Here is a 12,773-nt window from a genome sequence, read left to right as displayed (position 1 = left end):
TCCAGGCTCAGCGTGTTGGAGATGGTGTCCAGCTGCACCTCATTTTTCTGCACCAGCATCATCAGCTCCTGCACCACAGTGGGCAGAGAGGGTAGGGCGCGCACGTCGCGTGCGAGGGCTTCGCGATCAAGCTTCAAGAGACGGGGTGGCGGGATTTTCATGGCAGCTCAATTCCGCGGTATTCGAAAAGCGCTTTCTTCAGCACATGGGTCTGGCCTTCGGCATCCAGGCGTCGGAACAGGTGGCGCAGCCCTTGTGCAGCCGGATCCACGGCCTCAGTCGGTTGTATTTGCGTACCAGGTGCTGGTGATGCGGCTTCAAGCGTGGTGCTGATGGGTGCAGCAACGGGTGTGGCACTGGGTGTGTCGGGCAGTGAGGGGGCGGAATGGGGTGCCATGGACAAGGGCTGGTGTTTTTGATCGGTGCCGTGTTCGCGCTCGCGTCTTTCGCGTCTTAACAGGGCGTTTCGTTGTCGGGCTGTGGCTGTGCTGGGCTATGGTGGTCCGTCAACACCACCATCAGGCCGCGCGGCGGCGTGGTGTTCAGCACGCGCACCTTGCCGCTCCAGTGGGGGCCCAGCCAGTGCAGGGGCGGCTGGTAAGTGGTTGGGGCGTTTTGGGCTGGGGTCGAAAGTAGTTCCGTCGCCATGGGCGGCAGGGGCTGCTGCAGTACGGCCTCTGCAGGTTCGCCCAGCACGGCAGTGCGGTGGCCCAGAACGTGCTGGGCCTCCTGGTTGGCCAGCACGATGACTCCGTCAGGGTCCACCCCCAGCAACGGCACGGGCACCAGGTCGAGCATGTCGCGCACGGCGTTGGCACGGGCGGCCTCCTGGTCGATTTGCTGCTGCTGGTTGTTCAGCACCATCTCCAGCCGCTCATTGGCGGCGGCCAGGGCCTCGCTGGCCGTGACGACTTCGGTGGCCAGGCGCTTGTTTTCGTCGCCCAGCTCCTTGTGGGCAAAGGCCTCGCGCACATGCACGAGCAGCCGTTCGTCATCCCACGGCTTGGTCAGAAAGCGGTAGATGGCGCCTTCGTTGACGGCGTCGGTGATCGACTGTAGTTCGGTGTAGCCAGAGAGCACCATGCGCACGGTGTCGGGGTACAGCTCTTTGGCGCGGCGTAAAAATTCAACGCCGGTCATGCCGGGCATGCGCTGGTCTGACAGCACCACGTCCACTTCGTATTCGGCCATGCGCTGCAGCCCCTCGGCTCCGCTGCTGGCGGTGACGATGCGGTAGCCCTCGCGGCGGAACAGGCGCCGCAGCGCCGAGACGATGTTGGGCTCATCGTCCACCAGTAGCAGGGTGCGTTCACGTCGGCGAGTGAGCAGGTGGGCGGGCAACGTGATCTTGCTGGCCAGCTGCTGCACGAGTGCATTGGCGTCCACAGGCGGCGACAGCACCGGGCCCTGCATGCGGTCGCAGCCATTGGCAATCAGCAGCGTGAGCTGGCCCGTGGTTTCCACACCGTCTGCCATGACCTTCATCTGCAGGCTGTGCGCCATGTTGATGATGGCCCGGGTGAGCGAGACATCGCCGGTGGCTGCTGTCACATCGGGCACGCATGAGCGGTGCACCTTGATCACATCCACCGGCAGGGTGCGCAGCAGGCCCAGGTTGGTGGCGCCCGCGCCGAAATCGCCCAGCGAAATCTCCAGCCCCAGCCCGCGCAGCTGGTTCAAGGTCTTCACCAGTTCAGGTGATGCGTTGAACAAGGCCTGTTCGCTGATCTCAATGCCGAGCGCTTGCGCTTGAAGGCCGTTGGCCAGAAGGCTTTGGCGCAGCTTGTCCACCATGTCGGGCTGCTGCAATTCCAGTTGCGAGATGCGCAGACACAGGCGCGGTACACGCACGCCCACCTGCTCCCAGGCTCGCAATTGCTGGCAAACGGCTTCACGTTTCCAGTCGCCCAGCATGACGATCAGGCCGGTTTGCATGGCAATCGGCAAAAACTCATGGCCTGGAACACTGCCTAGTGTCTGGCTCGTCCAGTTCATGATGACCTGCGCGCCGGCAATCTCGCCGGTGGTCAGGTCGGCCTGCAGTTGGTAGGAAAGGCTCAGCTCACCGCGTTCTGCGGCATGTCGCAGGCCCGATTCGACGGCCAGTTTGCGCAACGCTGCAGCCCGGGTTTCGGGGGTGAAGATGGCGACCTGCTCGCCCGTGGCCGGAATGCCCATGCGTGCCGTTTGGGCGGCTTCCAGCAGCTCGCTGGCGGTTTGTGCATCGGCCGGAAAGCGCGCCACACCCACGCGCCCGCCAGGAACAATTTCGGCCGCGCCCAGGCGCTCGGGTCTGGCCATGGCCTCCACCACCGCGCGGGCGTGGCGGTAGCCCTGGGGGTCGAGCGCGCTGCTTTCGGGGCTCAGCAAAATTGCAAATTCACCGCCGTCCAGGCGCGCCACGATGTCGCTGGGCTCGGCCAGCGTGTAAAGGCGTGATGCCACGGCCATGGCCATGGCATCACCCGCCCCATAGCCCATGGCCTGCTTGAGCTGGTCCACCTGATCGACCTGGATGGAGAGCAGCAAAAACGGTTGCGGGTCCCACTTGGCGGCGTGCACGGCTGCATCAATGCGGTCGAGCAGTTGCGTGCGGTTGGCCAGGCCCGTGACTTCGTCGTGGTTGGCCAGCTCCTGGATGCGCTGCTCGGCTTCACGCTGGGCGGTGATGTCCTGGATGATGACGTAGCCATGGCGGCGGCCAGAGCCGTCGGTTTCGACCATGCCCCGCTGCAGCACTTCAAGCCGCTTGCCATCGCTACAGACCAGCCGGTGCTGGAACTCGAACGGCTCGTCGGGCAGTGCGCCTTGCCATATCGAGGCCGCATAGCCGCGCTCTTTCGCGGGCAGCCGCTGCAGCAGGCGCCAGCTGGGCACGGCTTTGGGGTGAAAGGGCAGCCCCAGCAGCGTATACAGGCCCTTGGACAGCAAGGCCTTGCCTTGGTCCAGGTCGATTTCTGCCGAGCCGCTGCGGCCCATGGTCTCCGTCTGCTCCAGCATGCGGGCACGCCAGTGCGAAGAAAAAGCAATTTGCGCGCGCTGGGGTTCGTCCACCACGGTGATCAGTTCGGCCCCTTCGGCCAGTGCGGGCAGCACCCGCGCATAGGCACGCCCATTGAAGATGCGGCCCGAGGCAGTTGCACAGCTCACATGCCGTTGGCCGCGGCCTATGCCGAGCAGTTGCGGCCACAGCTCTGGCCACTGTTGCTGCAGCCAGGTGGCAGGGCGCAAGGCGTCTTCAGGGGCAGCCCCGAGCAGTTCGGCAAATCGCGCGTTGATGAGCACGGGCTGGGCACGGATCAGCAGGCAAAGCCCCATGGGCGTCGCGTCGAAGATCCGTTGTTTGAGTTCATCGACAGACGCGCACACCTCGGCGGTGGCGCCGCCTGGCGTGGGGGAAGTTTCTGTCGACAAAGAAGAGGTCGTCGTCATGCAATCTTTCCGGTGCCTGCGTCTGCTGGTGGCTGTCGCTGGAACCCGTGCACCAGCGGTGCGCATGGTTACATTATGTGACGGATTTGCTAAATTTCAAGCATATCTATCAAATAAATGGTTATTTGATAAATGTATCAATTTTTGATATCAAGAAGCATCGACCTTGTCCGCGCGCTCTACGGCAGATCAGCGTGTGCAAGTCGCTGACCGAGTGCCGCGCGGGAGATGATCTTCTGCGGGCCTGTCATGCCTTGGTCATACGCCGCGCCTACAAAGGCGGCGCGTGCTGCCGACCCCCGGCAGCGCAGTCACAACCAAGTAAGCACGATGGCAAAAGATTTCTCCCTGATGGAAGACAGCAACCGTTCTTCCAACCCCAGCATCCATGAGGTGTCAGCCCCTTCGCGCCGCACCTTGTTGCGTGGCGGTTTGGGCGCGTTGGCCGGCAATTTTCTGGCGCCGCTGAGCACGGTGGCCGGTGCGGCTGCGCTGGTGGGTTGTGCCACCCCTGGCTCTGGTGCGGGCCCCCTGCTGGGCTTCAAGAGCGTGGCTCTTTCCACGGCCGACACGGTGACGGTGCCCGAGGGCTACACCGTGCAGGTGATCGCACCCTGGGGTGACCCGGTGGGCATGTCTGGCGAAAACGCCGCGTTCAAGGACGACGCCAGTAACAGCGCCGCCCAGCAGGCAACCCAGTTTGGCATGCACCACGACGGCATCCACTACTTTGCGCAAGAAGGCTCCAAGGTGGGCTTGCTGGCCATGAACCACGAGTATGTGGACCACGGCCTGCTGTTCCCCGATGGCGCCGCCAACTGGAGCCTGGAGAAGGTGCGCAAGTCGCAGGCTGCCCACGGCGTGTCGATCTGCGAAGTGCAGGAAAAGAACGGCAAGTGGGAAGTGGTGACACCCTCGCCCTGGGCACGCCGCATCACAGCCAACACGCCCACCCTGGTCAGCGGCCCCGCCGCAGGCCACGCGCTGATGAAAACCGCGGCCGACCCGCAAGGGCGCTCGGTGCTCGGCACCCTCAACAACTGCGCCAGCGGCATCACACCCTGGGGCACGTACCTCACGTCTGAAGAAAACTTCATCAACTACTTCAGCGGTGGCGACACGCTCAGCGCCCACGAAAAGCGCTGGGGCCTGAAGAAGGGTGGCTCTGGCTACCGCTGGCATGAGTTTGACGCGCGGTTCGACGCCACCAAGAACCCCAACGAGCCCAACCGCTTCGGCTGGATCGTCGAGATCGACCCCAACAACCCCAGTTCCACCCCCGTCAAGCGCACGGCCATGGGCCGGGGCGCTCACGAAGGCGCCACCGTGGCCGTCACGCGTGACAACCGGGCCGTGGTCTACATGGGCGAGGACGCGCGCTTTGAATACATCTACAAGTTTGTGAGCCGTGATGCCATCAAGCCCGGTGGTGCCGCGGCCAACGCCACGCTGCTGGACCATGGCACGCTGTACGTGGCCCAGTTCAACGCCGACGGCAAGGGCCGCTGGATTGCGCTGACGCATGGCGAAGGCCCGCTCACAGCTGCCAACGGCTTTGCGGATCAGGGCGAAGTGTTGATCAAGGCCCGCCAAGCCAGCGACCTGCTGGGCGCCACCAAGATGGATCGCCCCGAGTGGATTGCCGTGGACAAGCAAGGCTGGGTCTACACCACGCTGACCAACAACAGCAACCGTGGCGCAGCCAACCAGCCAGGCGTGGATGCCGCCAATCCCCGCGTGAACAACACGCAGGGCCACATCATTCGCTGGAAGGAAGATGGCGACTTCAGCGGCCAGACTTTTGCCTGGAACCACTTCGTCATGGCGGGCGACCCCTCGCTGCCTCGCGCCGAGGCCAAGGGCAACATCAAGGGCGACATGTTCTCGTGCCCTGATGGTCTGTGGGTGGACGGCCGTGGTGTGCTGTGGATCCAGTGCGACATGTCCACATCGGCCATGGGCAAGGGCGACCTGAAGAACTTTGGCAACAACATGATGCTGGCTGCCGATGTGAACACGGGCGAAGTGCGTCGCTTCCTGGTTGGCCCGGCAGGCTGCGAGGTCACGGGCGTGACCACCACGCCCGACGGCAAGACCATGTTCGTCAACATCCAGCACCCCGGCGAGCCTGCCAATGAGCTGACCGACCCGAAGAACCCCCGTGCCGTGTCCAACTGGCCCGAGAAGAAGGCCAACGGCCGCCCCCGCTCGGCCACCGTGGTCATCCGCAAGGCAGACGGCGGCGTGGTGGGCACCTGACCCGCGCTGGGCGCTGAGTAAAAAAGGGCTGCCCCTTGCGGGACAGCCCTTTTTGCCATTGGAAGGCGGTACGAAACAGCCCGTTCAGGCCGCTACGCCCAGGCCCTTGGCATGGTGCTGCAGGTGGTCGTCGATGAACGTCTGGATGAAGTAGTAGCCGTGGTCGTACCCCGCGTGGCGGCGCAGCGTGAGGGGCTGGCCAATCTGCGTGCACGCAGCCTCGAACAGATGGGGGTGCAATTGCCCTTCCAGAAACTTGTCGGCCAGGCCCTGGTCGATGAGGATCCCGCCAGGGTAGGGCGCCAGTGGCTGGTTCTCCATCAGCACCGTGGCATCGTGCTCGCCCCAACTGGTGCGGTCTGCACCTAGGTAGCCGGTGAACGCCTTCTCGCCCCAGGGGCATTGGGTGGGCGCGCAGATGGGTGCGAAGGCCGAGAGGGTTTTGAACCGCCCAGGGTGGCGCAACGCCAGGGTGAGCGCGCCGTGCCCGCCCATCGAGTGACCAAAAATGCCCACGCGCTGCGCGTCGATAGGCAACTGTGCCGTGCACAGCGGCAGCAGCTCGTCCATCAGGTAGCTTTCCATGCGCCAGTGCGTGGCCCAGGGGGCCTGGGTGGCGTCCAGGTAAAAGCCTGCGCCCACGCCAAAGTCCCAGCTCTCGGCTTCGCCGGGCAGGTTGGCGCCGCGCGGGCTGGTGTCAGGCGTGATCAGCGCCAGGCCCAGCTCTGCCGCACGGCGCTGGGCGCTGGCCTTGATGGCGAAAGTCTCTTCGGTGCAGGTCAGCCCGGCCAGATACAGCAGGGCCGGGACGGGGCCGTGGCTGGCCTGGGGCGGCAGATACACCGCAAATTTCATCGGCAGGCCAATGGCGCCCGAATCATGGCGGTAGAAGCGTTGCTCGCCGCCAAAGCAGGCATGGCTGCTCAACAGTTCCAGATGGGTGGACATGGGGTGCTCACAAAAGAATAGCTGGTGGCGCTTGCCGGATAAGGGTTTCAAGGGCTTTATGCCTTGAATGCTTATCCAGCCAGCGCAAGGCGCTCTTGTTTTTGTAGTGCCTGGGTCAGGCTGCGTACTTCACCACCGAGCGGATGGACTTGCCTTCGTGCATCAGATCGAACGCAGTGTTGATCTCCTCCAGGCCCATCGTGTGGGTCACGAACGGTTCGAGCTGGATCTTGCCGGCCATGGCGTCTTCCACCATGCCGGGCAGCTCGCTGCGCCCCTTCACGCCGCCAAAGGCCGAGCCCAGCCACTTGCGGCCGGTAACGAGCTGGAAGGGGCGGGTGCTGATCTCCTGCCCCGCGCCCGCCACACCAATGATCACGCTCTGGCCCCAGCCACGGTGCGCGCATTCCAGCGCGGCGCGCATCACGTTCACGTTGCCAATGCACTCAAAGCTGTGGTCCACGCCCCAGCCTGTCATCTCCACAATCACTTGCTGGATGGGCTTATCGAAGTCCTTGGGGTTGACGCAGTCGGTGGCACCAAACACCTTGGCCAGGTCGAACTTGGAGGGGTTGGTGTCGATGGCGATGATGCGGCCGGCCTTGGCGAGCTTGGCGCCCTGGATGACGGCCAGACCGATGCCGCCCAGGCCGAACACGGCCACGGTGTCGCCTTCCTGCACCTTGGCGGTGTTCTTCACGGCGCCCAGGCCCGTGGTCACGCCGCAGCCCAGCAGGCACACCTGCTCGGGGTTGGCGTTGGGGTTGACCTTGGCGAGCGATACCTCGGCCACCACGGTGTATTCGCTGAATGTGCTGCAGCCCATGTAGTGGTAGATGGGCTGGCCGTTGTAGCTGAAGCGCGTGGTGCCGTCAGGCATCACGCCCTTGCCCTGCGTGGCGCGCACGCTGACGCACAGGTTGGTCTTGCCGGACTTGCAGAACAGGCACTCGCCGCATTCGGCGGTGTACAGCGGAATCACATGGTCGCCGGGCTTCACGCTGGTCACGCCTTCGCCCACTTCCACCACGATGCCGGCGCCTTCGTGGCCCAGCACCACGGGGAACAGGCCCTCGGGGTCTTCACCGCTCAGGGTGAAGGCGTCGGTGTGGCACACACCGGTGTCGGTGATCTTGATGAGCACTTCGCCCTTTTTGGGCGGGGCGACATCGATCTCGACGATTTGCAGGGGTTCTCCGGCTTTGAAGGCAACGGCGGCGCGGGATTTCATGGGGTGGTCCTTTCAGTCAGTCGGGGGTGGTGGTTTATTTGAGGTATGACCGCAGCAGCGCCAGTGTTTCATCCACGGCCTGCTGCGACGGTGCGGGTTTTTCTGCCAGCGTTTCGCGCACATGGCTGTCCAGCAGGTCGGCCATCAGCCCGTGCACGGCTCCCCGCATGGCGGCCAGCTGCTGCAGGATGGGGGCGCAGTCTGAACCAGCCTCCACCGCGCGCTCCAGCGCCTCCGCCTGGCCTTTGATGCGGCGCAGGCGGGTGATGGCGCGTTGCTTGTCTTCTGCGGTGTGGGGCATGGGGTATTCCGTTCTGGCGCCTCTCAATCGTGGATCAAGAGGTGTACTGGGTGGCAGTATAAATTACCAGCGCTTTAAATATAAGCGCTGGCATGGCACAAAGTGTGGTTACTAGGGGGGAGTACGTGCGTGCCTGTGAAAAAGAGGTTATGCGTTTTGGCGGAGCACGCTGACTCTTCAAGGTATCGGGGGTGAGTTGGGTTGGCGTCCTGGCCCCTCGGGTTGATCCACCTAGCGGCCGGTGCGGGCCTGCGCTGCCGCTACCAGCCCAGCCAGCGTTTCCAGAAATTCCGGGCAGGCCGGGCGGCAATCCCCATGCGGTCCAGTTGATCTTGAAGGCGCGGAAGGTTGCTGGTGGCCAGCAGATCCATGGGGGAGGCGCCATCCACTTCAGACACCCGCAGCGGATCTGCGCCGCGCTGCAAGATGAAGAGCGCCACTTCTTCACGCTGGTTGCGTATGGCTGCCACCAGCGGGGTGGAGAAGAACTCTGGGTGGGCGTAGTTCACATCAATGCCCGCTTCGATGTAGTGCCGCACCAGGCGCATGTCGCCATCACAGACCGCCTGGTAAAAGCGCTTCCAGTCACCTGCGGACATAGGAACTTCCTCTATGTAGGGTTTAGCTGTGGGCAGGGACATAAGCGTCATGCTGGCGCGCTGGTCCCATGGGGCCGGGGGCGGTCAGCGTGTCCAGCGATCCATGTCTGGCTTCTGCCGCAATGGCTGCATTCTGCGGTGCGCTGGCAGCTGGCGCGGTGATGGAAATCCCTTGGAATCCTCGGCGCTCAACACTGCGCTGTGGGCAGTGTCGGCCGTGTGGCTTGGACTGCTGCGTTGCAAAGACTCGCCATCACTGCGGGTGTTACTTCGCTCAACGGCTGGCGGTTCCGAGGGATGCGCGGTGCTCTTGGGCCGCAAGGTTCCTGCCAATCACCCTGGGGTCATTTCCCTGGTCTGAACCCCATCGCAGGCTCAAAAGAAGCGGCAGCAGGCGTAAAAAAGCCCGCAGGGGGCACCTGCGGGCTTTGTGGGGTTCAGGCCTGGGCGCCACGCGCGCCAGGCACTTCACCGATCAGCGCTTGCTGATAGGCAGCACGTCGCGGCGCTCAGCACCGGTAAACAGCTGGCGTGGGCGGCCGATCTTGTACTCGGGGTCGCCAATCATTTCGTTCAGTTGGGCAATCCAGCCCACGGTGCGAGCCAGCGCGAAGATGGCAGTGAACAGCGACACGGGGATGCCGATGGCGCGTTGCACGATGCCCGAGTAGAAGTCCACGTTGGGGTACAGCTTGCGCGACACGAAGTAGTCGTCTTCCAGCGCAATCTTCTCGAGCTGCTTGGCCAGCTTGAACAGGGGGTCGTTTTCCAGGCCCAGTTCCTGCAGCACTTCGTTGCAGGTTTCCTGCATCAGCTTGGCGCGGGGGTCGTAGTTCTTGTACACGCGGTGGCCAAAACCCATCAGCTTCACGCCGGAGTTCTTGTCCTTGACCTTCTCCATGAACTCGCCAACCTTGGCCACGCCGCCGTTGCGCTGGATGTCTTCCAGCATGTTAAGGCAGGCTTCGTTGGCGCCACCGTGGGCAGGGCCCCACAGGCAGGCCACGCCTGCAGCGATGGCCGCGAAGGGGTTGGTGCCCGACGAGCCGCACAGGCGCACGGTCGATGTGGATGCGTTTTGCTCGTGGTCAGCGTGCAGGATGAAGATGCGGTCCAGAGCGCGTTCGAGCACCGGGTTGACCTTGTACTCTTCGCAAGGCGTGGCAAACATCATGCGCATGAAGTTGCCAGCGTAGCTCAGGTCGTTGCGTGGGTAGATGTAAGGCTGGCCCACGCTGTACTTGTATGCCATGGACACCAGCGTAGGCATCTTGGCGATCAGGCGGATCGCGGCGATTTCGCGGTGCTCTGGGTTGTTGATGTCGGTGCTGTCGTGGTAGAAGGCCGACAGACCACCCACCAGACCGGTCAGCACAGCCATGGGGTGTGCGTCACGGCGGAAGCCACGCAGGAAGAACTGCATTTGCTCGTTGACCATGGTGTGGTTGGTCACGCGGCTGGTGAAGTCCTTCTTCTGGGCTTCATTGGGCAGGTTTCCGTACAGCAGCAGGTGGCAGGTTTCCAGGAAGTCGCAGTTCACAGCCAGCTGCTCAATGGGGTAGCCGCGGTACAGCAGCTCGCCCTTGTCGCCATCGATGTAAGTGATGGCGGACTGGGTTGCGGCTGTGGACAGGAAGCCGGGGTCATAGGTGAACATGCCCGTTTGTGCATACAGCTTGCGGATGTCGATGACGTCCGGGCCGATGCTGCCCTGATAGACCGGCAGGTCCACGCTGGGGCTGCCGTTGGAGAACGACAGGGTGGCTTTGTTGTCAGCTAGCTTCATTGTTACTTTCCTTAGGTTTGCCGATGTCAATCCGGTCTAGGGGCGCCCTGCGTTTGTCAGGCCCGCAGGGCAGGGGTGCCGCCACTCAAGCGCAGCATGCTGAGCACTTCGTTCACTTCTGCGCTGGCCAGTGTCTCGTCTGGTTCGCGGCGGCAGAGCAACAGGTCCAGCAGGTCGTTGTCTGCCAGGGCCATGAGCGCCGCCAACCCCTGAGCATGGCGTTGCTTCAGCTCAGGTTCGAAACGTTTGAAGAACTGCTGAATGAACAGGTCGTTCTCCAGCAAGCCGCGCCGGCAGCGCCAGTGCAGCTTGCTCAGTTCGCGCTCTGTCAGCAACTCGTCGGCGGCTGCAGGCGCTGTGGTGGCGATATCGCTCATGGTGAGGCCCTGAAAGGATCAGATGGCGCGGCGCACCATCAATTCCTTGATCTTGCCGATGGCCTTGGTGGGGTTCAGGCCCTTGGGGCAAACGTCCACGCAGTTCATGATGGTGTGGCAACGGAACAGGCGGTACGGATCTTCCAGGTTGTCCAGGCGCTGGGCTGTGGCTTCGTCGCGGCTGTCGGCGATGAAGCGGTAGGCCTGCAGCAGACCAGCGGGGCCCACGAACTTGTCGGGGTTCCACCAGAAGCTGGGGCAGCTGGTCGAGCAGCTTGCGCACAAGATGCACTCGTACAGACCGTTCAGTTCTTCACGCTCTTCGGGGCTCTGCAGGCGCTCACGATCAGGTGCCACCAGATTGTCGTTAATCAGGTAGGGCTTGATCGAGTTGTACTGCTTGAAGAACTGCGTCATGTCGACGATCAGGTCGCGGATCACTGGCAGGCCGGGCAGGGGCTTCAGAACAATCGTGCCCTTGAGGGTGTTCATGTTCGTCAGACAGGCCAAGCCGTTCTTGCCATTGATGTTCATGGCGTCAGAACCGCAGACGCCTTCGCGGCAGGAGCGGCGGAACGACAGCGTAGGGTCTTGTTGCTTCAGCTTGATCAAGGCGTCCAGCAGCATGCGTTCGTGGCCGTCGAGTTCGATCTCGATGGTCTGCATGTAGGGCTTGGCGTCCTTGTCCGGATCGTAGCGATAGATTTGGAATGTGCGCTTCATGATTCTGCTCTCGTGGGGCTACTGTTTAGAACGTCCGGACCTTGGGTGGAATGCTTTCCACTGTCAGGGGCTTGAGGTTGACCGGCTTGTAATCCAGGCGGTTGCCTTCGCTGTACCACAGGGTGTGCTTCATCCACTCCTGATCGTTACGGCCCAGTGGGAACTCTGGGTGGTCGGCAGGATGCTCGTAGTCGTACACGGTGTGGGCGCCACGGCATTCCTTGCGGGCAGCGGCAGAGACCATCGTGGCCTGCGCCACTTCGATCAGGTTGTCCACTTCCAATGCCTCGATGCGGGCGGTGTTGAACACCTTGGACTTGTCTTGCAGAGTGACGCTTGCCACGCGATCGCGCAGCTCGGCAATCTTCTTGACGCCTTCGTCCATGCTGGCCTGGGTGCGGAACACGCCAGCGTGCTGTTGCATCGTGGCGCGGATGTCGCCGGCGAGGGTTTGGGCGTAGGTGCCGCTCTTGGAGCTTTCGAGCTGGTTCAGGCGTTCCAGCGTGCGGTCTGCCGCATCGGCAGGCAGTGGCTTGTGCTCTTTGTTCTTGTTGTTGAACTCAACGATGTGGCGGCCAGCGGCCTTGCCGAACACCAGCAGGTCCAGCAGGGAGTTGGTGCCCAGGCGGTTGGCGCCGTGCACGCTCACGCAGGCACATTCACCCACAGCGTACAAGCCGTTCACCACGGAGTTGTTCACGCCGTTCTTTTGCTCCACGACCTGGCCGTGGATGTTGGTGGGCACGCCACCCATTTGGTAGTGGATGGTGGGAACCACGGGGATGGGTTCCTTGGTGATGTCCACGTTGGCGAAGTTCACGCCGATTTCGTACACCGAAGGCAGGCGCTTGTGGATGGTTTCCGCACCCAGGTGATCCAGCTTGAGCAGGATGTAGTCCTTGTTCGGACCGCAGCCACGGCCTTCCTTGATTTCCTGGTCCATGCAGCGCGATACGAAGTCGCGGGGAGCCAAGTCCTTCAGGGTAGGCGCATAGCGCTCCATGAAGCGTTCACCATTGCTGTTGAGCAAGATGGCGCCTTCACCGCGGCAGCCTTCGGTCAGCAGCACGCCGGCACCAGCAACGCCGGTGGGGTGGAACTGCCAGAACTCCATGTC

11 protein-coding genes are annotated in these 12,773 nt (G+C 63.0%); 1 reads left to right on the top strand and 10 read right to left on the bottom strand.

Annotated elements, in window-relative coordinates:
- Positions 1 to 157: 157 nt before the first annotated feature.
- On the bottom strand, positions 158 to 397 hold the full coding sequence (locus tag AADJ04_RS15345) for a hypothetical protein (RefSeq protein ID WP_341240136.1): 240 nt from the start codon (positions 395 to 397) through the stop codon (positions 158 to 160).
- 56 nt (positions 398 to 453) lie between these two features.
- On the bottom strand, positions 454 to 3,432 hold the full coding sequence (locus AADJ04_RS15340) for an EAL domain-containing protein (RefSeq protein WP_341240135.1): 2,979 nt from the start codon (positions 3,430 to 3,432) through the stop codon (positions 454 to 456).
- A 330-nt stretch (positions 3,433 to 3,762) separates the two neighbouring features.
- Here AADJ04_RS15340 and AADJ04_RS15335 point away from each other — a divergent pair, with 330 nt between their 5' ends.
- A complete protein-coding gene (locus AADJ04_RS15335; RefSeq protein WP_341240134.1) occupies positions 3,763 to 5,691 on the top strand; it encodes a PhoX family phosphatase in 1,929 nt (642 codons plus the stop codon).
- Positions 5,692 to 5,775: 84 nt separating this feature from the next.
- Here AADJ04_RS15335 and fghA read toward each other — a convergent pair whose 3' ends face one another.
- The 8 genes from fghA to AADJ04_RS15295 all read right to left on the bottom strand — a co-directional run.
- Positions 5,776 to 6,639 (bottom strand): S-formylglutathione hydrolase, encoded by an 864-nt coding sequence (gene fghA, locus AADJ04_RS15330; protein WP_341240133.1) that lies wholly within the window; start codon positions 6,637 to 6,639, stop codon positions 5,776 to 5,778.
- A 115-nt stretch (positions 6,640 to 6,754) separates the two neighbouring features.
- Positions 6,755 to 7,870: an S-(hydroxymethyl)glutathione dehydrogenase/class III alcohol dehydrogenase gene (locus tag AADJ04_RS15325; protein ID WP_341240132.1), complete on the bottom strand. Its 1,116-nt coding sequence runs from the start codon at positions 7,868 to 7,870 to the stop codon at positions 6,755 to 6,757.
- 34 nt (positions 7,871 to 7,904) lie between these two features.
- A complete protein-coding gene (locus AADJ04_RS15320) occupies positions 7,905 to 8,171 on the bottom strand; it encodes a metal/formaldehyde-sensitive transcriptional repressor (RefSeq protein WP_044397595.1) in 267 nt (88 codons plus the stop codon).
- A gap of 260 nt (positions 8,172 to 8,431) precedes the next feature.
- Positions 8,432 to 8,770 (bottom strand): ankyrin repeat domain-containing protein, encoded by a 339-nt coding sequence (locus tag AADJ04_RS15315; protein ID WP_341240131.1) that lies wholly within the window; start codon positions 8,768 to 8,770, stop codon positions 8,432 to 8,434.
- Positions 8,771 to 9,245: 475 nt separating this feature from the next.
- Positions 9,246 to 10,556 (bottom strand): citrate synthase, encoded by a 1,311-nt coding sequence (locus tag AADJ04_RS15310; RefSeq protein ID WP_066695491.1) that lies wholly within the window; start codon positions 10,554 to 10,556, stop codon positions 9,246 to 9,248.
- Between the two features lie 56 nt (positions 10,557 to 10,612).
- A complete protein-coding gene (locus tag AADJ04_RS15305; protein WP_066786571.1) occupies positions 10,613 to 10,933 on the bottom strand; it encodes a succinate dehydrogenase assembly factor 2 in 321 nt (106 codons plus the stop codon).
- 18 nt (positions 10,934 to 10,951) lie between these two features.
- Positions 10,952 to 11,656, bottom strand: coding sequence for a succinate dehydrogenase iron-sulfur subunit (locus AADJ04_RS15300; protein ID WP_044397589.1), 705 nt, complete (start codon positions 11,654 to 11,656; stop codon positions 10,952 to 10,954).
- 25 nt (positions 11,657 to 11,681) lie between these two features.
- Positions 11,682 to 12,773 (bottom strand): FAD-binding protein (locus AADJ04_RS15295; RefSeq protein ID WP_341240130.1); only part of this gene is annotated, 1,092 nt, incomplete at its 5' end.

Source organism: uncultured Acidovorax sp., assembly GCF_964021665.1.
Taxonomy (GTDB): domain Bacteria; phylum Pseudomonadota; class Gammaproteobacteria; order Burkholderiales; family Burkholderiaceae_C; genus Acidovorax; species Acidovorax temperans.
Note: the sequence above shows the minus strand (reverse complement) of the source record. Positions and strands in the feature narration are given on the sequence as shown.